The sequence below is a fragment of the Adlercreutzia wanghongyangiae genome, from assembly GCF_035989245.1.
GTDB lineage: Bacteria > Actinomycetota > Coriobacteriia > Coriobacteriales > Eggerthellaceae > Adlercreutzia > Adlercreutzia wanghongyangiae.
Genome location: NZ_JAYMFF010000002.1, coordinates 154,944 through 175,136, shown reverse-complemented (window position 1 = coordinate 175,136; position 20,193 = coordinate 154,944). Strand labels below are relative to the sequence as shown.

19 protein-coding genes are annotated in these 20,193 nt (G+C 57.6%); 11 read left to right on the top strand and 8 right to left on the bottom strand.

Annotated elements, in window-relative coordinates; genetic code table 11:
- Positions 1 to 113: 113 nt before the first annotated feature.
- A complete protein-coding gene (locus VIN30_RS01090) occupies positions 114 to 1,325 on the bottom strand; it encodes a tyrosine-type recombinase/integrase (protein ID WP_338208586.1) in 1,212 nt (403 codons plus the stop codon).
- A 405-nt stretch (positions 1,326 to 1,730) separates the two neighbouring features.
- Here VIN30_RS01090 and VIN30_RS01085 point away from each other — a divergent pair, with 405 nt between their 5' ends.
- Positions 1,731 to 2,723, top strand: coding sequence for a virulence RhuM family protein (locus VIN30_RS01085; protein WP_338208584.1), 993 nt, complete (start codon positions 1,731 to 1,733; stop codon positions 2,721 to 2,723).
- A 42-nt stretch (positions 2,724 to 2,765) separates the two neighbouring features.
- Here VIN30_RS01085 and VIN30_RS01080 read toward each other — a convergent pair whose 3' ends face one another.
- The 3 genes from VIN30_RS01080 to VIN30_RS01070 form a co-directional block, all read right to left on the bottom strand.
- Positions 2,766 to 2,906 carry a hypothetical protein gene (locus VIN30_RS01080; protein ID WP_338208583.1) on the bottom strand — a complete coding sequence of 47 codons (141 nt, stop codon included), beginning with the start codon at positions 2,904 to 2,906 and terminating at the stop codon, positions 2,766 to 2,768.
- 24 nt (positions 2,907 to 2,930) lie between these two features.
- Positions 2,931 to 4,469, bottom strand: a complete 1,539-nt coding sequence (locus VIN30_RS01075) for a RyR domain-containing protein (RefSeq protein WP_338208581.1) — start codon at positions 4,467 to 4,469, stop codon at positions 2,931 to 2,933.
- 109 nt (positions 4,470 to 4,578) lie between these two features.
- Positions 4,579 to 6,771: a TIR domain-containing protein gene (locus tag VIN30_RS01070; protein ID WP_326424740.1), complete on the bottom strand. Its 2,193-nt coding sequence runs from the start codon at positions 6,769 to 6,771 to the stop codon at positions 4,579 to 4,581.
- 321 nt (positions 6,772 to 7,092) lie between these two features.
- On the opposite strand from VIN30_RS01070, the gene VIN30_RS01065 reads away from it, so the two are divergent.
- The 7 genes from VIN30_RS01065 (at position 7,093) to VIN30_RS01035 (ending at position 14,901) form a co-directional block, all read left to right on the top strand.
- Positions 7,093 to 7,962, top strand: coding sequence for a hypothetical protein (locus VIN30_RS01065; RefSeq protein ID WP_338208578.1), 870 nt, complete (start codon positions 7,093 to 7,095; stop codon positions 7,960 to 7,962).
- A complete protein-coding gene (locus tag VIN30_RS01060) occupies positions 7,931 to 9,139 on the top strand; it encodes an OmpA family protein (RefSeq protein ID WP_326424738.1) in 1,209 nt (402 codons plus the stop codon). Before VIN30_RS01065 ends, VIN30_RS01060 begins: the two co-directional genes overlap by 32 nt.
- Positions 9,140 to 9,143: 4 nt before the next feature.
- Entirely contained in the window at positions 9,144 to 9,980 is an 837-nt protein-coding gene (locus VIN30_RS01055; protein ID WP_326424737.1) for a hypothetical protein, read from the top strand.
- Positions 9,981 to 9,991: 11 nt separating this feature from the next.
- Entirely contained in the window at positions 9,992 to 11,203 is a 1,212-nt protein-coding gene (locus VIN30_RS01050; RefSeq protein ID WP_338208576.1) for a coiled-coil domain-containing protein, read from the top strand.
- Between the two features lie 147 nt (positions 11,204 to 11,350).
- On the top strand, positions 11,351 to 12,547 hold the full coding sequence (locus tag VIN30_RS01045; protein WP_338208574.1) for a hypothetical protein: 1,197 nt from the start codon (positions 11,351 to 11,353) through the stop codon (positions 12,545 to 12,547).
- Between the two features lie 547 nt (positions 12,548 to 13,094).
- Positions 13,095 to 13,763 (top strand): hypothetical protein, encoded by a 669-nt coding sequence (locus tag VIN30_RS01040; protein ID WP_338208572.1) that lies wholly within the window; start codon positions 13,095 to 13,097, stop codon positions 13,761 to 13,763.
- Positions 13,764 to 13,773: 10 nt separating this feature from the next.
- Complete coding sequence (locus VIN30_RS01035; RefSeq protein ID WP_338208570.1) at positions 13,774 to 14,901, top strand: hypothetical protein; 1,128 nt, start codon at positions 13,774 to 13,776, stop codon at positions 14,899 to 14,901.
- 20 nt (positions 14,902 to 14,921) lie between these two features.
- Here VIN30_RS01035 and VIN30_RS01030 read toward each other — a convergent pair whose 3' ends face one another.
- Positions 14,922 to 15,533: a hypothetical protein gene (locus tag VIN30_RS01030; protein WP_326424732.1), complete on the bottom strand. Its 612-nt coding sequence runs from the start codon at positions 15,531 to 15,533 to the stop codon at positions 14,922 to 14,924.
- Positions 15,534 to 15,645: 112 nt separating this feature from the next.
- On the opposite strand from VIN30_RS01030, the gene VIN30_RS01025 reads away from it, so the two are divergent.
- On the top strand, positions 15,646 to 15,912 hold the full coding sequence (locus VIN30_RS01025; RefSeq protein WP_326424731.1) for a PIN domain-containing protein: 267 nt from the start codon (positions 15,646 to 15,648) through the stop codon (positions 15,910 to 15,912).
- Positions 15,913 to 16,095: 183 nt separating this feature from the next.
- On the opposite strand, the gene VIN30_RS01020 is transcribed toward VIN30_RS01025, so the two are convergent.
- Together VIN30_RS01020 and VIN30_RS01015 are read right to left on the bottom strand one after the other, a co-directional pair.
- On the bottom strand, positions 16,096 to 16,620 hold the full coding sequence (locus tag VIN30_RS01020) for a ferredoxin domain-containing protein (RefSeq protein ID WP_326424730.1): 525 nt from the start codon (positions 16,618 to 16,620) through the stop codon (positions 16,096 to 16,098).
- A gap of 102 nt (positions 16,621 to 16,722) precedes the next feature.
- The gene (locus VIN30_RS01015) at positions 16,723 to 17,502 is read right to left on the bottom strand and encodes an SDR family NAD(P)-dependent oxidoreductase (protein ID WP_326424729.1); all 780 of its coding nucleotides are present in this window, start codon (positions 17,500 to 17,502) and stop codon (positions 16,723 to 16,725) included.
- A gap of 195 nt (positions 17,503 to 17,697) precedes the next feature.
- Here VIN30_RS01015 and VIN30_RS01010 point away from each other — a divergent pair, with 195 nt between their 5' ends.
- Together VIN30_RS01010 and VIN30_RS01005 are read left to right on the top strand one after the other, a co-directional pair.
- The gene (locus VIN30_RS01010; protein WP_326424728.1) at positions 17,698 to 18,381 is read left to right on the top strand and encodes an HAD family hydrolase; all 684 of its coding nucleotides are present in this window, start codon (positions 17,698 to 17,700) and stop codon (positions 18,379 to 18,381) included.
- The gene (locus tag VIN30_RS01005) at positions 18,378 to 18,827 is read left to right on the top strand and encodes a VanZ family protein (RefSeq protein WP_338208565.1); all 450 of its coding nucleotides are present in this window, start codon (positions 18,378 to 18,380) and stop codon (positions 18,825 to 18,827) included. The genes VIN30_RS01010 and VIN30_RS01005 overlap by 4 nt, the downstream gene beginning before the upstream one ends.
- A 148-nt stretch (positions 18,828 to 18,975) precedes the next feature.
- Here VIN30_RS01005 and galE read toward each other — a convergent pair whose 3' ends face one another.
- Entirely contained in the window at positions 18,976 to 20,193 is a 1,218-nt protein-coding gene (galE, locus tag VIN30_RS01000) for a UDP-glucose 4-epimerase GalE (protein ID WP_338208563.1), read from the bottom strand.

Sequence of the window (20,193 nt, the reverse complement as noted above, 5' to 3'; positions counted from 1 at the left end):
GCGACAGCGCTCACGCCGCCCGTTTGAGAGGATGCCTGGGGAAAGGGAGACCCCCTCCAGCGTTCGTAAATTACTTCGGCGGGAAGGGGTCGGGGTGCGATATGTGCGGCGCTCTAGCGGGCCTGCAGAACCGCCTGATCGAATGCGCTGGTGGCCTTTCGTTGGTTGGCTGTGATGGAGTGGGTGTAGTGCATGGTCATCTGCATCGAGGCATGGCCCATAATGTCCTGCACCGCTTTCAGGTCTGCGCCAAGGCCGATCAGCAGAGTGGCCTGAGTATGTCGAAGCTCGTGCAGGTTATACCCCTCATAGCCCGAGCAGCGGTAGCGCTTGATTCCGCGACTATCGCGCCACTCCTCCACCTTCGTGTACTGGCCCAGTCCGTGGTTAATGAAGAACTTTCGGCGCCACTTGTCGAAATAGGTGGGGTCGATGAAATCTCCGATCTCGGTGCAACACACGGGGAACTCGTCAGGAATCTCGCTGAAGGGGAACATGCTCAGAACAATGGATTTCCATTCCTTCAGGAACGCAATAGTTCCTTCGTCGATGGGCAGGTCGCGAATCGATGCGCACTTCGGCTTGCGCAAATTATGGTGCACGTCGTACTGGTGGCGAATGTGAATGATCTCATTCTCCAAATCAACGTCCATCCACCGCAGTCCAAGGCATTCCCCTCTGCGAAGCCCAAGGGCGAGGGCAAGCCATACTGCCACGATCTTTCCCTCGCGGGCCTCGTTCTTCAGCGTCAGCGCGAACTTAGCAGCCTGCTCGAAGTCAAGAGATTTGCGTTCCTTCGCATCGGGACGCTTGATCGGCTCTAGCTGGTCGCAGGGGTTGAACGGGATGACCCTGCGCTTCACGGCGTGCTTGAGTATCTGGTTCACCTTCTGCCAATACTTGTGCAGCGCGTTCTCGCTGAGGCCCTGGCGCTTGAGTCGTAGTACAGAGTCCTCAATATCGTCGGCGGTAAGGTCGGTTATCGTGATATGACCCAGGCATTCGTTGATTCGCTCGATCTCGATCTCGTCACGGTCGAGGGCCAGCACCGTGATAGCCGCCAGCTCCCTGCGGGTCTGTTGCCAGCTACGGGCATAGTCGCCGAATGTGGAAGTGGATTTCGGTTTATTCCACTCCTGCTCGAACTCAGCTTTGTAGGCTTCCAGCTCGCGCCTGGCCTTAGCCTTGTTGCCCTTCACGGTGCGCTGGGGGGCGTACTTCCATTTGCCCGTGTTTGGGTCGCGGTACTTGAACTTGATGCGGTACTTCTCGCCGCGAGATACCTCGATGACTTCCCCTTGGCCCTTAATTTCCAGCTTTGCCATATTGCTCGTGCTCCTGTCTACTTCGGTTTTTCCGTCTTAATATCGGAAACTCCTTGTAGAAGGCACAAATGTTCGTTTTTCAGTGAAGTGTGCGGGCTATACCCACAAGTGTGCGGGAAGTGTGCGGATTTACTAAAAAACAGTAGCACGAGCTGGTTTGGATCAAGTAATATTAGCGACGCCCTTTGAGGCAACCTGTAAGAACCAAGAAGTCTACCAGGCATTTTGCGAGACGGCCTGTAATTTCTGGTCTGGGATGGTTTGGATTGAACTTGACCTGCGCGCCCTCATAACCCGAAGGTCGGTGGTTCAAATCCGCCCCCCGCGACCAAGAATTGTCAGCCGCTGAGTTCGCTCGGCGGCTTTTTTGTTATATCCTGCAAGCTTTGGGCGTCTGGGGGCATTATGACAAAGGCTGAAAATACGTTAATGCTCTATCGTGACGAGGACGGAGAAACTAACGTTTCAGTGCTGTTCAGCGACGAAGATGTCTGGTTGACCCAGGACCAATTGGCTGAGGTTTACCAAACGACGCAGCAGAATATCAGCCAACATGTCCGATCTATCTATACGGACGGTGAGCTTCCGGAAGCAACTCACAAGAAATTCTTGTTAGTTCGAAAGGAGGGCTCTCGCCAAGTAAATCGCGAGATCGAACACTACAACCTTGATATGATCATTGCCGTGGGCTATCGCGTTCAATCGCCTGTTGCTACTCGTTTTCGCCGATGGGCAACTGCAAGGCTGCATGAGTATATTCAGAAAGGGTTTGCGCTTGATGACGAGCGCCTTAAACAGGGCGGGGCACGATACTTCCGAGAGCTTCTTCAGCGCATTCGCGATATCCGGTCGAGTGAACGCAATTTCTATCAACAGGTGACAGACATTTACGCCACTTCCATTGATTATGACCCGCGATCTCTTACAACGAGGAATTTTTTCGCGACTGTGCAAAATAAGCTGCATTACGCCGTTCATGAGAACACCGCTGCTGAAGTGATATACCGGAGGGTGGATAACGAAAAACCCTATGTGGGCATGACCAGCTTCAAGGGTTCTTATGTTACCGAGGACGATGTGAAGATAGCGAAGAACTATCTCAGCGAGGCCGAATTGCAGCGTCTCAACCTGCTGGTGTCGCAGTTTCTCGACTACGCCGAATTCCAAGCGCTTGAGCAAGTTCCTATGAAAATGGAAGATTGGGTTCAAGCTTTAGATGATCTGATTGTGCGATTAAGACGAAAGCTGTTAGAGGGTAAAGGAAGCATATCTCACGAACAGGCGCTGGAGAAGGCGCAACGCGAATTCGAGATATACCGCGACCGAGAGATGAAGCAGCTCGAAAGCGATTTCGATAGAGCCATCAAGCAGCTCTCCCTTTGGGAGAAACAGCAATAAAGCCGCCGAGTTCATTCGCTCGACGGCTTTATCGCGCTGTCTTTAGCGCCGGCTGCAGCCGCGGTCGTGATGGTGGCCGGGCTTGCGGTCACGGCAGCCCTTGACGGCGATGGCACCGTAGTCGACGCCCATGGTGCCCTTGTCGGTCAGTGCTACGGACAACTTGTAAAGCACCTGCGCCACGGCGCCGTTGTGCAGGGAGGTTCGCTACTTCACCACGGCGAGGTTCACGCTGGCCAGAAGGCTGGGGATGCTGCGCACGGCGGAGCGGTTCCACTCCTTGGCGCGATCGGGCAACTCTTCCCAGGGCACCAGGTAGGGGCTGCGCTTGTGCGCCACGTCCTTGGCGGGACCGTAGCGCCAGCCGGCTTGCTGGCGCTCGCGCAGCCAGCGGCGGTGCTCCAGAATGGCGAGGCACTCCACCTCGCTGGCCGTGAACGCGGTCACGCAGCGGTCGGGATAGCAGCTGCCGGCCGGCAGCACCTCGTAGCCCAGGGTGTCCAGCTTGCGGTGGATGCTGCTGATGTAGGCGATGGACGAGTCACGCAAGTCGGCCGGCAGGCTGGCGAAGGTGGCGAACTCCTGATCGGCCTGGGATGCGATGCGGTCGGCGGTATAGCGCAGAAACGAGGTCTGCGCCAGCTCAGTAATGACGTCGGTCTTTCCCGCGTAGCCCTGGTGGGACAGCAGGTCGGGCGAATCCACCAGCAGCGGTCGCGCGCTGGCCGGTCCGTACAGAGCGCACACCAGGATGTTCCAGATAAGCTGCTCTTTGCTGATGAGCCATGGCGGCAGCGCGGGGCCGTAGCCATCGGTCTCGAAGTTGGGGCAGTCTTCGCGGGCTTGTCGTACCAGAGCGATGATCGGGGGAATGTCGAGATCGGCGAAGGCGGAAGGCTCGCTGGAAAGGTCGCGGTGATAGGCATCCAGCGCCTCATGGCAGGAGTCGAGGAAATACTGGCAGACCGCCTCGCTGAACCCCAGCTCGGTGAATCGGCGGTAGAGCGCATCGATGATGACTCCCATAACCGAGCAGTCGTCCCACCATGGTCCGCTGACCAGCTCGATGCGGTTCTGCAGGCACCAAGCAGGCAGGATGTCGTACAGCACCACGAGGGGCGTTGAGCCTTCGGCGGCCAGCGACTCGTAGGCTGCGGCCTCGGCTTCCATAGCCTGCAGGACAAGCTGCAAGTTCCGCAGGCTTTCCTCGGGCTCGTTACCTTGCCGTGCAAGCTCCTCGATGGCCTTCTTGAAATCGGGCAGAGGACCCTTGCCGCCGCGGGCGCGCTCGTGGGATCCGCGGCGTCGGTTCAGGGCGAAGGGTGGACAGAAGCGTTCGAAGGTGGCCACGGTCTCGTCGGGTGAGAGTGTGTTCAGCTTCAAGGTATGCGCTGTCCACACCGATACGGCATCGAGGCACGCGCGGGCGTTCTCGGGACGCGCGCAGGCCTCAACGATGCGCGACTCGTAGGCGGCGCGCCAGTAGTTCGCGTTGAAGAGCAGCCGGTCGATGGATGATTGGGTGCCGCGGCGCAGTCCCGCGGCATCGGTCGACTCTGCGACGCCGAGTGTGGCCGATGCGCTGTCTCCATCTTCGCGGAACGTGAACGAGAGGTAGGCCGAAAGCGCCACCTTCACGATTTCGATAGGCTTCAAGGTGTCGCCGCGCTTAGCCGCCTCGCGCTTGAGGGCAGCTTCAACGGCATCCACGGGACGATTGGCCATTGAGCGTCGTGAGCTAGCCATCGGTTGGCCAATCCCTCCCTTCCTCGCGGACGCCCGACACGGGGTTTCGAATAATGTGACACCTATGATACCCGCTCGCGCCCACCCCGTTGGGCAATGAGAGGAAGCGTCAGGAATCTTCGAGGACTTCGTGCGCTCTTGCGATGAGCTCGTCAAGTGATAGAGTTCTCTCGTCGTCTTCGCTGTCGTTGGCGTATTGATACGCAAGAATTCTTGTGGTCTGATCGGAGGCGTGCGCGTAGGCAATCATTCCGCCCTCAGCGCCCAGGGCAAACCCTGCACTATCTATGCGGTTTGGTAGCTGCCGATCCCAGCCGTCGATGACCGCCTCTGCAGTTCCTATCGCTCTCATATTAAGCATGCCATCGGAGGTAACGAGGATGAGGGTGTCCCTGTCTTTCGGCTCGCATCCTGAGTGGTAGTAGGAAGTAACTTCTACGACGGATCCAGAAAACTCTTCATGATACAACTCCTTTCCGCCGTCGCAAGAAAGAACGTTCAGCGACTGTCCTGCCGTGCAAGCAACAGCGAGGTCGGTGGCTTGGGTAAAACACTGCACGCGTGGGGCACCGTGGTAAGACACGACATCTTCTGGCGGTCCCGAAGATGTAATATCGTAGGTGCCGTCAATATGCCAAAGCGGGTCTCCTGAGTCGGCTGGTAAAGCGCATGCCCCAAATTCGTAGATGAGTCCGAGGCCCCCGCTGTTCTCTGGCAAATCGATGGACGCTGCGGCCAGAAAACCGCCGCCAGCGAGTAGGGACCATACATGGTTGGTCCCCAAGGATGCAAAAGTGTAGTCGTCGTTGTTCAGATTAAAGCACAGCACGGAAGTATCTGCACAAAGGGCGGCGATGCCTGACTCAATCGAGAAACAACTGGGGAGGAAGGACTTGCCTCTGCGGTAGCCAAGCTTTTCGGTCTCTCCCCATCCTACTGCCTCGCCTGTTTCAACATCTACTATGCCGATTAATATTGTTCCGTCGGGAGTGATAGTGAAAATAGCGCAGTAATAGCCGTCTTCCGATACGGCGATAGAGGTTGCGCAGGCACCCTTTTCCTCCCAGAGAATTGTCCCCTCAAGAGCATTCACGGAAACAATGCCGCCATTGTCGGTGCAGCAGGCCATAAGAAAAGTATCGAGTCCCGCACCCACAATGGTCCATTCTTCAACGTTAAAGTTGGTAGGATCGGATGAAAAATCCCGGAGGTCAATTGTATGGAGCAGACGACCGGTTTTGCCATCGAATGTGATGACTGCTCCAGCTTCGTCGAGCGTCGCAACCCAAGTTCCTGCGGGGCTAACCGCAAATTGCTTGATTGGGTTGGTCGTATCTATAGTACAGAGAGGGCGCCATTTGTTATAGGGGTCTGGATATATTGTCAATGCGTCCTCGAGGGCCTGCTGGGCAGCGGGCACGAGTGGTCGATCGGCGCTTGACCCAGAAGAGGGGAGCGCGCTTAAAGCGGTTTCGATTGCTTGCATGCGCTCCCCTCGAGCAAGTTGCTCCTGCGATTGAGCGGCGAGAGCGAGCGACTCGGCTTCTTTGGCATTGTTTTGGGCGACGCATATTTGCAAAACAAGGGCGCAGAGTAGCCCAGCGAGGGCAACGGTCGACAGAAAGCCAATGACAAGCCGTTTTCGTCGACGTGATTGCTCCCTTCTGCAAAGGTCGTCGTAGCTGCATCCGATGATGGCGGCAATGGTGCGCAGTAGCTCCGCGTTGTGTTTGGGCTTTGAATCGGGGCGCAGATCAGCTGCGAGGGGCTCGGCTGGCATTTCGCGCATGATGCCATCAGCGTCAGGTTGCAGGCGCGTTTTCAATCGCAATGGAATGCTTGATGCGGTATCGCCATCGGCGAGCACGCAGATAATTCGTTCGCGGCCGTGAAATGTGGCGAACATTTCGATCTCCCTTTGAACCCAAATGCTTTCGTGGGTTCGTGGCGAACAGATAACGATGAGCGAGCGTGACTGGGCGAGCGCTCTTTTAATGCTCTCAGGCAGGGAGTGGGAGGCTGCGAGTTCGTCTTCGTCACGGAAGCATTTGCCGAGACGCCGCCCGACGCTCGTAACAAGGTCATCCTGTTGTTTGAGGACGATCCCCCGAGGCAGACGATAGGTTTCGATGGCCTTCTGCACTTGTTGGGCAACTTCAGTGTCGCGAGGAAGGTGCCGATAGCTGATGAAGGCGGCGTATGCGCACTCTGTCGACTCGTTGCGACCGGGAATTCCCAGCCCACAACGCGAGCAGTATGAGGCTTCGCTGGGTAGAGGACTATTGCAGTGGGGGCAATTCATGGAACGAATTATACCCTGCTTTGATGCGGTGTTGGTCGGATCGGGGGCGCCTTTCATTGGGCAATGGAAAATAGCTTCATCCGTACAATAAACGATATGTCATCAGGAGCTGGGCGGTCGCAAGGGTCGCTCAAAAGGGACGAGAGATATGGGAGCAGGGTTGTGAGGGTGTGGGCCCACATCAAAAAAGGTGCGAAACGCTTTCTGACGTGGTTTGGCCAATGCCGCGACCGATATAGAGAGCGTCGGTTCCCCAAAGCCTTTCCGAGCGATACGTATGTGGCCGACCTTGCTCGCGCAGCGAAAGCACAGAGGGTGTGGGTGAGAGCACTTTTTCTCGTTGTCATAATTTCTGCGCTGGTTGACTTCTATCTTCTTCAAGATGCTTTTGCTTGGATGCTGGGAACAGCGAGTCTCACCGATCTGCTGACTTCTCATAACGGGGGCCGACAAACAAGCGATTCTGCAGGAGCTGTGTTCTCTGCGTTGACGTGCGGTGCGCTTGTGGTTCTTTACCTGGTATTCGGGAGTGTGGCTGGGAAGAAGTTCTCGGAGTTCAAAGCCTTTCGCGGCGGCGGCTCCTTTGCGGTTGCGGTCATTTTATTCATCGCGATGATCATCATTCTCGTGTTCATTGCCCTTGTCCGATATTGCAGCATTTTGGATACGATTGGCAACTCCAGCACAGTGACAGACACTTTTGGCGGGGGTTTTGCCGGGACTGCCGTCGGTGGCGGGTTCGGAGAAGGGCTTGGAAGTCTTACCGATGAGAGCGATGCCGGCCTGTCACTTGATCTGAGATTTTCCTCGTTGGCCCTAGTCCAGACTCTCGGGTTGGTGGCAGTTATGTTCTTGGGGGCCATCCTGGAGGTTGTCCACGCGTATTACTCTCTGGATCCTTATGCGGCCGAGAAGAAACGACTCGCAGAAGCCCATGTCCCCGAAGATCGTCGCCTTTACGAGAGCGTTTACGCCTCCTATGCCGTTGGGCCCGATAAGAACATTGGACGCGAAGAGCACGAGCGCAATCTCGACAAGAGGACGGTAGATGCGGCCTTTCGCATCTGCGAGCTTTCGACGCAACTCAACAGTATCGTCGACCCTGCTGATGCCTATGACTTTTGCAGCGTCAGCAGAATGGTGAGAGCAGGATCTATAAATGACCATGTGCAAGGAGGAGAAGATGAATAGAGGGAAGAAGGCCAAGCTGGTTTGGGGGGTACTCATTTTCGGGCTGTCCCTATGCATAGCCGGATGCTCCTCATCAGAACCTGCTGAGATGGACACCTCAATGGAAGCCGCTCCCGCTCGAAATCTGGCTATTGTTTATGCGAGTCGGGCGAATTCATCGGGCGATCTCTCGGTTGCCGAGCCTTACATCAAGGCGGCTGTTGAGAACGAATGCTATTTCGTTGGGGTAAGTTCCGATGGGAGGCCCCAGTCGTTTTCGGGGTCATTTGAGTTGAGCCAGGAGAACGGTCGTAGACGGAATGCGGAAATTCATGACAATATCGAAAGCATAAAGAGGATGAATTGGACGGCGCAAAGCGAGGAGTCCGATTTGTTTGCCGCCATCTGCAAGGCTAACGATCAGCTGGGTGCCGTTAGCGGGTCCGGTGCTCCCAATCTGCTCATTATTATCGACTCGGGCGTATCGACTGCAGGCCCCATCAATTTTATTGAGGAATCCTCCCGGCGCGCTCTCTTGGACCCAGAGAAATTCATAGCCGTTTTGAGAGAGAATGGCGACTTGGCAAAGTTCGATAATATCGACGAGGTGATGTGGTTCGGCTTGGGAGAGACCAGCGAGCCTCAGGGCTCGTTAAATAAGGGAACCAAGGCCGCTATGCAAGAGCTTTACCGTGCTCTTTTCGAGGCCGCTGGCGTAACTTTGCCGGAGGAGGACAATGAGATGTTTAAGCCGGGCTCGGGAATCGGGCCCGCAGACGACTTGCCTTTGGTAACGCCAGTTGATATGCCCCGCATTTCTCTTGACGAAGAGGGGAGGCCCATACGACTTGGCGACAATGTCGAGTTCAACGAAAAGGCTCACGAGGGGGCTTTCACCTTCGAACGCAACTCAAGCGATCTCGCCAATGCTGATGCGGCTCGACAGGCGCTGCAGGACTACGTTGACCAACTGACCGATTTTCCCGAGTTGCAGATTACCGTTAATGGGTACACCGATACAGCTGGTAATGAGGAATACAACTTGGAGCTATCGAAGCAACGCGCTAATACAGTCAAGGCTCTCCTCGTAGATGCTGGGGTATCCGAAGGAAGAATTACCGCTGTGGGTATGGGAGAGAGCGACACTTATCAGGACGATGCCCAGAACCGGCGAGTTGAGATCGTCTTTGGAGAGTAGATCTGTGGGCGATGTGAGTCAGGGAAAAAGCGAGGTAGCTGACAAGCTTTTGGTGGAGAGTCGCGAAAGAAGATACGATCTCTTTTTTCCAAGAAGCCTCAGCTGGTTTACGCGTGTCCGGTTGTGGTTGCGTGGATATTTTGACGCTGCTCGCGGAAAGGTTTGGGTTGCGCGTGCCGGGCACATCGACTCAGCCTTTTGCTTATCGCTCGTGGAACAGGCTGACCTGCGTATCAATGCCGAGTGGCAAGAAGCCAATGGGCTGATGTTCGAGCTTCGCCCTGCTTTGGAAGAAGCGGTGCGCAAGCGCGGTGAGATTATCCGTCGCATCGACAACCTACCGAATCTGAAGGCACTTAAAGATAATGCCGCTCAGTCCATTCACGAAGGAGATGAGCTGGTGAGCAGTCATTTGGCGGAAAGGCGCAGAAAGCGGCGGTCGTCTTTGGTTGCTTGGGAGTTTGCAGGCCGTGAAGTAGTGCTGAGAGAGGCACTTAACGAGGCGTCTGCCCAGGCCGGGATCGTCCTTTCCCAGTATCAGGATGTCATGGACGCGTCCATGACTCACGAGCGTCTTGTCCGAATCGATTTTCTTGCACGGCTTTCCTGCTATGCGCGAGGAGTGTCTCGGAGGATGTCCGTTGAGACTCGATTCGTTAACGACAAGGCGTTGACGAAGACCCCAAGAGAAGATAATGAGCGGTTTTTCGCGGCTTGCATACGGGGGATGGAAAACGAGCCAAAGACGGATCTGATCCACGGAGGGGTTGCTCCGGTGCCCGATGCGGAAAGGGCCGGTTCGGGCACAGATACTGATTGCAATGCGGATTCCGGAGAGTGAGGAACTTCGAAATGTGGTTCAAGCGGAAAGGAAAGAAAGCCGCGAAGCTAAGCGGTCTGGGTGCGCAAGCGCCAGCGGATGCCTATTATGCACCAGATCACATTCGTATTGACGACCTGAATTTCGATAGGCCGAGCCCTCGCGAGCGCGCACCCCGAATTCAGCATATTGACGTGGGCGGCCTGGTGGGGGCTTCAGTGTTCGAAAGCGCGGTCTGTGCCTCCACCCATGCAGAGGCCTTGGTCTTTGCCGAGCTTTCCGAAAGCATCCAGGTTATTGAGAGGAAGTTTCACGGTGGGCAGTATGATGCGCAGGCAATGCCCCTTGTTGAGGCATTTCTTAGTGAGTTGCGCACGTTAGCTCACATTCAAATGGAACGCAACGGTATCATCGATCAGCACATCGCAGATATAAGACGAGCGAATATTGTCGCCTATCAAGCAGTATGTGAGGCTCGTGAGCGGCGCGAAGAAAGTATCGACAGGGCACGTATGCACGACTTGCGGGTTACTGCGATCGACTATGAGCGGCGTGAGGCGAAGACCAAGCGACGCCAGGCTGTGAAAATGAAGCGGGACGAGCTAAAGGGACAGCAGGTGGAGAATCGCGAGGTCCATCGCGACGAGAAGAAGAAAGCTCGACAAGCGCGGATGCGCCATCGGCATGAACGGCGAATGCGCCAAGAGCAAGCGCGTGCCGAACAAGCGCAGAAAAGGTGGCAGATGCGCCAAGAGCGTTCTGAGATCAACCTTGAAAAGATGCGTGGAGAGAAGGCCGCAATGCAGGCTGAGCGTATGACCCGGCAGGCGGTTCTCGAGGCTGACGCAGAGATCGCGCGGGCAAATAAGCATAGAGCGCAGATGCAAGAGGAGCAGGCTCGCAAAGAATTAGAGAGAATAGCTGCTGTCGAAACTCTTGCGGAAGAGGAGAAGCCTGCTTGTGATGACGCTGTTCCTGAAGTTGAAGCGGAAGGAGAGATCTCTCCCACTGAAGAGGATTACGACGAGCGGCGGGATGCGGATCTGGAAGAGTCTAAGGAGAAAAATAGCGCAGCGGATGCAGTGGACACGGCAGATCTAGCGAAGGATCTAGAGGGTGAGGAAGAGGTGGAAGGTTGCGCTGACGCGAATGCCGAGTCTCCCTCTTGTTCGTCAAAGCTGTCCTTAAAGCAGAGAATCAAAAAATGGTTTGATCTGATGTCCTCCGATGGATTGGGTGCGTAGCGGATAGCTATGGGCCAGTCGCAAGAAACGGCACGGGAGTTGCGAGGAAGATCGGGAAAGGTTTATCTCCTTCCGCCCAAGGGGTTCCCCGCTCGCTCGGCGTCACCGGAATGCGTCCCCCTCCAGGACGACAAGGATCTTGCCTTTGTGGCATTCCCCCCGCATCTTCTAACGCCGAAAGGGGAAAAGACTGCCAAAGAGCAGCTTGCGTTCGACGACGCTCGGTTTAACGGTCTGAAAAAGCACGTGTCATGTCCTGTTGATGTTGCCTATCATGATGGGGCGTTTGCCGGTCTGATAGTCTCTCATATGCGTGGGGGCGTAAGCCTGGACAGTTATTTGGAGCTCGGGAAGGCTGATCGGCGTGGACGGCGGCGTGTTGCCCACAACCTGTGCGTGCTTGTGCAGCTTTCCTCGCGGTTTGGTTACTACCCAGGCCGCATGACTCCGAAACGTGTCCTCGTTGATCCAACCACTTGTCGGGTGTTCCTTACCTCTGATTACGGTGTCTTTTTCCGCGATACGGGAACTGGTGGAAGCTTGCCTCGCCAAGACTTGCCGCGGCAAAGCGAGGTCGATCTTGCTGTGCACGTGTGCGGGCTTTTGCAGAAAAAACCTCCTGATGATTTTGAGGGGCGCGTGTGGGGCGATGTGAGCTATTCGGAGGCCAACGGCCCTTCAGCTGAAGATATGCGGGCGACGGTCTTTCACATAACGAATCGGCCCGTTTTTGTGGATGCTATCGCCCTGATCAAGGGCGATACGCCGCTTCTTAGAAAACTATGGGGTGTTCCCCTTAAGTTCCGAAAGGTTCTGGAGGCAAGCTTGCTGAAAGGCGCTTATGGGGACGCGAGGACGCTGTCCTATGAGCTGTGTAAGGTTTTCGAGCATGATGAGAGAAATCGCCGCAGCCGTTTCTCGGTGTTGAAGGCCAGGGTGAAGCGGTTTGTAATTGGATCGCGTATGCCTGCGGAGAGGACGAGCGAGCTTGAACGCCGGCCATGGGGCTTGCGTGGCTACGGAAGCGCGGCTTGGTTTTGGGTTGCGACGATGTGGCTAGCGACTGCTGTGGGCATATGCTCTGCGATGAACGGGTTCACGCCAATCGATATGGCGCTAGGCGCATTGCGAGGAACCTCTTACCAGCATATTAGCGTTGATCCCTGGTGGCTCTATGTTGTGGCGGCCGCTGCGGGCTCTGCGGCGTACAACTTGTTTGTGGCGCGCAGGCATCCCCTTTCGGGTTACGAGAAAAGCCAGTACTGCTACTCGCTGAGCGCGGCTGTGCTCCTCATGACGCTAGTCGGTTTCATAAGGTTTTTCCTTCGAGGGGGTGCTCTGTGAGATTGTTCCAGCGAGATAGGAGAGGCGAGCCAATTGGAGATTTATGTCCGCTGGTGTTGTGCGGTCTTCTGGTCGATGCCGATATGGCCTCGACTGACTCGATGCGTGTCCAGGTGGCCGATGCAATCGAATCATTCCTATCGTTGCTAAGGCATGACCGCGATGCTGTCAAAGTGGTTCGTCTTGCGGTCCAGTATGCTCCAGCTCGTGCGCCGTTTACTTTTTGCCCGGTTGACGCATTGCGTCTTAGTTTGAGCAGAGAGGGTGCATCGTCTTTAGCATCTGAGGATGTGGATTGCGTCTGCCGAGAGCTGGGGGAGGCGGCGGCTGCTTTTTCGACAACGGGGGCAGATGTGTTGGGCAACGCCCTTGTTGTTGTGACTCGGAATTGCGAGCTAACTTCGGGAGCACGGGAAGGGATTGAGGTACTTTCATTTGCGGCCAGTGGCGTGGGGGATCTGACGCAGTTTTTTAGGCAATGTGCACGGTGCGTTTTGTCTCTTCTAGATGAGGAAATTTCTCTATGATGTGGCGGCATAGGGTGCTCGTGTATATCGCTCGCTTTGGCGCGGGCGTGGCAGCATGCCTGCTCGTTCAATTTAGCGGTGGTCACCATGTCGCTGGTTTTGGTTGGGCGAACGATGCCCTCATGCCGTCCGTTTTTCCTCTTGATGCGCAGAAGTCTGCTTGCATTCTAGCTGCGTTCCTCATTGCGTGGATAGGCGTCGGCCATCTTTTGAGACTTCGGGGGAAAAGCGTCGGTGCGCTTGTGGCTGGAGATTTGGTATGTGTAGGTGTGGCCTGGACCGTCTCTCCTTTATGCGCTGCATTCCCGCCCACGTTGCTATTCCTCTGCTGGCTTGCCTGCCCGGAGTTACTTTATTTTCCACGGCATTACGCTGCATCCTTGGAAGATGATGGAAAAACGCGCATTTCGTTTGAAATGGCGGTGGCGCTGGTATTTGTGGCTGCGTGCATGCTCATAATGATGCGCATGGCCGCCCATTTTGCAGTTGCATGGAATGCCCCTGTGCTGAGGTGGGCCTTTTTGCTGGGGCTGCTTGGCGTTGCCGCCTACATAGCGCGCATAAGGGAGCGGCATGCTGCACCTCCCCTACCCGCTCGCGTTATATCGATGGCGTATCACAGCTTGGAAATATGGGCTTGGTCCTCGTTTGGGGCAATAGCGTGGTTTTGGCTTGTCCGATCATGGTAGGAGGTTAGGGATGGCGAATCAGGGAGATAGGTATCGCAGGCGAAATCGCTTTAGCCGCCGGGGGGAGGGCCGTGCTCGGCGCTGGGCTGCTGTGATGGCCGTTGCGCTGATAGTTGCCCTTTTGTGGCTGTTTCCTCTTCCCAATTCTCAAAACGATGCGGTAGAGCAGAGCCTTTCGGATGTGGACTGGCAGACTGTTGAAGAGAATCCGGAAGGTGGCACGGTGGTTCTGGCTGATGGGTCGTATGCGGGCGAGGGCACTTCTGCTTTAGCGTTAGAGCCAGGATCGATCGAAGCTGGGACTGTGGTTATCAATTCTTCGCTTAAGGGGGTGAATACATACGACGAGAGCGACCCTTCGGTTCTATCCTCGAGTAATGAGGTGCGCGCGGGGATGGATGCGATTGGTGCCAGCGATGCGATTGCCAGCAACTCCTCTTTTTCCGACAAGGAGACGCTTGTTTCAACGGGTGAGCCTGATGTTATTGTTCCCAATAAGGTAGGAGTGGGTGACAGCGAGGATACATCGGGGATTGAATCCCGAGAGGTGTCGCTCTCGACCGATGACTTTGATTTCGGTCGCTGGGGATATGAAAGTTACGAAGCCTATGTGGCCGATCACCCATTCTGGGCTCGTTTCAATTATGCGCGTCTTTGGACGGGTCGTGCTCTCGAGATGGCACAGCCTGCAGGATGCAGTGCTTGCGCGCGTCAAGAGCGAAAGCCGAAAGAGGCGGTTGTCGAGAGGCATCCCGTTGTCGTGGAGCGACCTGTTACGGGCCAGATTTTTCTCGTAGAGAGCCAGGGCCGCCTGCCGCAGCTGACGGTTGTTGCCCCGCATGGAGCTGATGCTTTCGTTAAATTGAAGGATGCTGACTCGGGAGAGACTGTGCTTTCGTTTTACGTGCGATCGGGGACAACGGTTGAAGCATGTGTTCCGGCAAGGGCATGTGAGTTTTACTATGCAATGGGTTCAGACTGGCTTGGTCCAGAAGAGGCGTTTGGGGAAGACGGGGTGTATGCCAAGAGCGACCGTGCTCTTGATTTTTCGAATCCATCACGAGAATACACCTACACCTTTGGCAGCGATGGGGGCAACGTGGAGCCTGTTACCATCCCTCGTTCCGAATTTATTTAAGGGATGCGGTGCCGCTTGCTTTATTCCACCTCCGTCCACCAGGTGTAATCGCAGCCATTGTCGCTATTCATTTGGAGGGAGCCTTCGTAGACATCCAGGTAGCTGGTGACTGAAAGCCACGCGCCGCCGTGGTCTACGGCGTTGAGCATCTCTGCGAAGTCGTCGTAGTGCTCGGCCCATATGACGAGGGTGACACGGTCGTCGCTGGGGTAGGCAGCTCCTATGTCCACGAAGATGGGCATCCCATTCGCGTCTCTAGCTTGGTACACGTTGACGACGGGGCCGGCGATGGTGCATGTTTCGCCGATGTGATTGCCGGCGTTGTACCACAGCTGAGATTGCGGGATGCCCAAACGTTCGGCAATGGCCTCGGGAGTCGACTCTTCGAGTCGCCGCATCTCCTCCTCGTAGGCCTCTTGCTCGCGTTCGAGCTCTCTTTGGCGCTCTTCCCAATACCGATCTTCGCTTTGAGAGCTCGAGGTTTCCTGCTTTTTGGGCTTTGAGGAGGTTGTGCTTGATGAGTGGTAGCAGCCGCAGAGCGAGCAAGCGACAAGGGCCGCGAGAGCCCCAACGAGAAGGTTTTTCCACATCGGCCGGTCTGCCTTGATCGTGCCGCCTTCGATAGGTTGCATGGTCCCCCCTGCTATTTTGCGCGAAAACGCACCTGTTGGTTTTGTTCCTTCTGTTAAAGGATACCTCCGCAAGTGATCCGCCGATAGCCCAATGAGGGAGTAGTGCACGCGTGTGGCAATTTCGGCTCCATGCTCTGCCGCGTCGAGGGTGGTCAATCGGCTTTACGACTATGACATCGAGAACGCGCTGGAATCGTCGTGGCCCGACTTCGAGGACGCCTGCCTGTACCAGTGCGCCAAGAAGCTGCACGTCGATGCCATCATTACGCGCAATAAAGCCGACTTCGAGCGCTCGACCATCCCCGTATACGACTGTACCGAGTTTTTCGCTTACCTTGAAAACGCTCACGGTCTCGTCTACGAGGAGATCGACTGGTAGGCACGCTTACAGCGCGCTTGCGCGATAGGCGTTGATGGCGGCGAGGGCTGCATCGGCGAAGTGCTGGATAAATCCGTCCTTTCGGAATTGCGCCATGGCGCGATTATGGCGCGATTATGGCGCGATTGGCGCGATTATGGCGCGATTGGCTAAGGAGGCGTGGCGCGAAAGGTCGCCTCTGGTTTAGCCGCGGTCGAAGAAGGGGCTCTTGGAGCTGATGCTCACGGGGATGGCGTACACCTGACCCACGCCTTCGCCCAGCAGGCCCAGGTGCGCGGCGGCGGTGCCGGCGGAGAACATGATGCGCGTGTCTACCCCGTAGGTTTGGGCGCGGGCCACGGCGGCGCCCAGGGCGATGCCCACATCCACGGCGTTCACCTCGCAAGGGGCTTCGGCGGGTTTCTCGACGCAGGTGGCGAAACCGCAGTAACCGCAGTTCAGACCCTGCTCCTGCGTGCGCGTGCCCACGAGCACGACGCACTGGCTGCGTCGCACGCAACCGGCATCGCGCAGGAAGAACTTGTGGCCACGCTCCTCGCCGATGACCTCCATAGCGCACGCGAGGGCTTCCATCTCATCGCCGTTCACCGCGGCGCATTCCACTACGTCGATGCCCTTGCCCTTCGGCGCCGTGCGTGCCGCCACCAGCATCTTCTGGGCAATATCCAGCGCTTGCTCATCACGTAAATCACGTTCGTTGTACAGCATGGGGTCTCTCGCTTTCCCTGTGGCGGATTACGCCCTGTATGGTAGCTCAGAATCGCAATGTCGCGGCTGCTGTGCCGCCTCGCGTCGGCGACGGTGCTGCCCCTAAAGCCGGCGAGCGATGTTCCAGCCGGCCATGGTGATGCAGCTGGGAAGAACCTTGCTTGCCAGGCGCAGGGCGGCCGACTGTGGGCTGGCGCAGGCTACGGCCAGGTGTGCCCGATTGGCGCAGAGCGCGCGGCGCACCACAGTGGCGGCATCCTGCTCGCCCCACAGGTGGCCCACGGCGTTGGCGTCGTCCGTATCGCGCGCCACGGCCTCGAAGCCTGTTTTTACCCATGTGGGGCACAGCGCCGTAACTGAAATGCCCTTGCCGTGCAACTCCCACCGCAAAGCGCGGGTGTAACGCAACACGAAGGCTTTGGAAGCGGCGTACACATTCATGTGGGGTAGCGGCAGGAAGCCGGCTGCCGAGGCCACCTGGATGATGCGACTGCCGCGCTCCATAAAGGGCAGCGTGGCGTGCGTGAGGTCCACCAACGCGCGGCAATTGAGGTTCACCATGGCATCAACGTCGGCCTGGGAAACGGCCTCCCAATCGCCGAACTTGCCGAATCCGGCGGCGTTCACCAGGAAATTCACACGAGGCTGGGTCTCGTTCAGAGCGCTCGTTACCTTCGCCACGCCCTTCTTGGTGCTCAGGTCGGCGGTAATAACACGACAGGGGCTGTCCAGCAGCGCGGCCACCTCGTTCAGGGCATCGGCACTGCGCGCCACGAGCCATAGTTCGTCGGCGGCTTGCATGCGGTCGAGCTGCTGGGCGAATTCGCGGCCCAATCCCGACGATGCGCCCGTAACGAGTGCGATGCGCTTCAATGACTCCATGGCGGACTCCTGTTCTCTGGGGAAGGTGCGCGGCGGGCGCGGTTCTTCCACCATACCACGACGCGGCCTTCGCGTGCGTCGCAGGACAATTGTGAATCCCCGCTGACATTTCGGCGCAGGGGCTGGCCCGGCGTTGCGAGTCGTGGTTATCTGGAAAGTGCTCAGATGTTCGCAAGCCAATCAAGGAGCTGCCCTATGGCTGAAACTGCATTGCAGTCGTCCTTCGACACGTTCGTCTTCGACTTGGACGGCACGCTGCTGGATACCCTGGACGACCTGGTGGTGCTGACCAACGACGTGCTGGAAGAAGCCGGCCTGCCGCCGCGCACGCGCCAGCAAATCAACTCTTATGTGGGCAATGGCGCCTTGGCCCTCATTCGCCAGGCGGTGCCGGAGAGAACGCCCGATGAAGTGACTGACCGGGTGCATCGCCGGTGGATGGAGGCCTATGACACCTATCCCAACGACCTCACACATCCCTACGAGGGTGTTCGGGCCATGTTGGCCGCGCTGCGTGAGCATGGCTGCAAGCTGGGCATTCTTTCGAACAAGTTCGATGGTGGCGTGCAGTTCATCGTGAAGAAATGCCTTGATGGCACGGTGGACGCGGTGCACGGCGAGGGTGGTCCGCTGAACTTCCCGCGCAAGCCCGATCCGGCAGGACTGCTTGCCACGATTGAGGAGCTGGGCAGCACTCCCGAGCGTACGGTATATGTGGGCGATTCGCCGGGAGATATTCACGTGGCGCGAAACGCCGGGTGCTATGCCGTGGGCGTGAGCTGGGGGTATCACGATCCGGCCGATTTTGCCGCTGAAGGCTGGGAGCCTGATATGCTGGCTACCGATCCGGCCCAGATTACGGCGTTGGTGCAGGAATGAGTTCCTCGGCGAAGGTGGCGTTGTCGTGGGTGCTGGTGGCGGCGTGGGCGGCATTCATCTTCTTCATGTCGGCCCATACCGGAAGCGACTTGGATGACGGCGCAGGCTTGGTGGCGAACATCAAGCGCTGGCTTTCGGTGGTGGCTGCACCGGTGTTCGGCGAGGGAACCGATGTGGTGTCGGTGGCCGCCCACTTCTGCGAATACGTGGTGTTGGGCGTGCTCGTGCTGGGGGCGTTGTTCCAAACACGGCCCGAAGTACGTCTTCCCCTGCTGACGATCTCGGCCATCGGATTGGCCAGCCTGTACGGCGCGAGCGACGAGTTCCATCAGCTGTTCGTACCCGGCCGTCTGTGCGACCCAGCCGACTGGCTTACCGACACCCTCGGCGCTACCCTGGGCGCCACTGCAACCGCTTTTTCGCTGCGCAGGAGATTTCGTGACTAAAATCACGTTTCTCAGAACCTGCGGGGGGGTCGATCGTTCGGCTTTTGGGGCGGAAGAGTGCCCAGTAATTGCGCGTCGCAAACTTAGGGGGAGGGCGCTCCGGCCCTCCCCCTATTCTGAGAAACGTGCTTTTTGTCGCTCGGCAGCGTTATTTCGCGTCTCCGTAGCCGTCGGGGTTCTGCGACTGCCAGCGCCAGCCGTCGGCGCACATGCGAGCCATGTCGTACTCGGCCGTCCAGCCCAGCTCGTCGCGGGCCTTGGACGCGTCGGCGTAGCAGGCGGCAATATCGCCCGGGCGACGGTCCAGAATGGCGTAGGGAATCTCATGGCCGCAGGCCGCCTCGAATGCATGGATGACATCCAGCACCGACGACCCGTTGCCCGTTCCCAGATTGAAAATACCCACGCCGCGCCGCGACCCGTCCTCAGCGGGCTCGCCCGCCATCGAGCCCAGACCGATGGGCTCGCCGGTGCCCACGCGGCCGGCCATCCAATCCAGCGCCGCCACATGGCCGCGCGCCAGGTCAACCACGTGAATGTAGTCGCGCACGCCTGTGCCGTCCGGCGTGTCGTAGTCATCGCCGAACACGCCCACGCGCTCCAGCTTGCCCACGGCCACTTGGGCCACGTAGGGCAGCAGGTTGTTCGGAATGCCCTTCGGATCCTCGCCGATACGTCCACTTTCATGGGCGCCGATGGGGTTGAAGTAGCGCAGCAGCACGACGTTCCACTCGTTGTCGCCCACGTATAGGTCGGTCAGAATCTGCTCCAACATGCTCTTGGTCTGGCCGTAGGGGTTCGTGGCGTTGTGCTTGGGGCACGCCTCGGTGATGGGCACGAACTCCGGATCGCCGTACACCGTGGCGCTCGACGAGAACACGATGTTCTTGCAGCCGTGTTCTCGGGCCACTTCGGCAAGCACCAGCGTGCCCGCGATATTGTTCCAGTAATACTCCAGCGGCTTGGCCACGCTTTCACCCACGGCCTTGAAGCCAGCGAAGTGGATGATGACGTCTACCGGATGCGCGGTGAAGATGGTCTCCAACGCCGCGCGGTCCAGGATGTTCGCCTCGTAGAAGGTAAGCGACGGCCCCGGGGTCTCCTCGCGTATCGTTGCGCCGGCCACAGCAGCCGCGGCCTCGGCCACTTCCTCGGTGGCTACGTCGGCGAACACGGGCTCCACGCCGGTAATCTCGCCCACGCGGCGCACGGCCTCGCGGCTGGAATTGCTCAGATCGTCCACGATGACCACCTGGTAGCCGCGCTCCAGCAGCTCCACCACCGTGTGGCTGCCGATAAAGCCGGCACCGCCCGTCACCAGCACGCAGGTTTGCGCAGGATCCTTCGCCAAAAGTGCATTCGCCAT

Bases quoted from the DNA above. Each gene is read 5' to 3' on its own strand.
- VIN30_RS01090 (WP_338208586.1), bottom strand. From the start codon at position 1,325: ATGGCAAAGCTGGAAATTAAGGGCCAAGGGGAAGTCATCGAGGTATCT.
- VIN30_RS01085 (WP_338208584.1), top strand. From the start codon at position 1,731: ATGACAAAGGCTGAAAATACGTTAATGCTCTATCGTGACGAGGACGGA.
- VIN30_RS01075 (WP_338208581.1), bottom strand. From the start codon at position 4,469: ATGGCTAGCTCACGACGCTCAATGGCCAATCGTCCCGTGGATGCCGTT.
- VIN30_RS01070 (WP_326424740.1), bottom strand. From the start codon at position 6,771: ATGAATTGCCCCCACTGCAATAGTCCTCTACCCAGCGAAGCCTCATAC.
- VIN30_RS01060 (WP_326424738.1), top strand. From the start codon at position 7,931: ATGACCATGTGCAAGGAGGAGAAGATGAATAGAGGGAAGAAGGCCAAG.
- VIN30_RS01050 (WP_338208576.1), top strand. From the start codon at position 9,992: ATGTGGTTCAAGCGGAAAGGAAAGAAAGCCGCGAAGCTAAGCGGTCTG.
- VIN30_RS01035 (WP_338208570.1), top strand. From the start codon at position 13,774: ATGGCGAATCAGGGAGATAGGTATCGCAGGCGAAATCGCTTTAGCCGC.
- VIN30_RS01030 (WP_326424732.1), bottom strand. From the start codon at position 15,533: ATGCAACCTATCGAAGGCGGCACGATCAAGGCAGACCGGCCGATGTGG.
- VIN30_RS01020 (WP_326424730.1), bottom strand. From the start codon at position 16,620: ATGCTGTACAACGAACGTGATTTACGTGATGAGCAAGCGCTGGATATT.
- VIN30_RS01015 (WP_326424729.1), bottom strand. From the start codon at position 17,502: ATGGAGTCATTGAAGCGCATCGCACTCGTTACGGGCGCATCGTCGGGA.
- VIN30_RS01010 (WP_326424728.1), top strand. From the start codon at position 17,698: ATGGCTGAAACTGCATTGCAGTCGTCCTTCGACACGTTCGTCTTCGAC.
- VIN30_RS01005 (WP_338208565.1), top strand. From the start codon at position 18,378: ATGAGTTCCTCGGCGAAGGTGGCGTTGTCGTGGGTGCTGGTGGCGGCG.
- galE (WP_338208563.1), bottom strand. From the start codon at position 20,193: ATGGCGAATGCACTTTTGGCGAAGGATCCTGCGCAAACCTGCGTGCTG.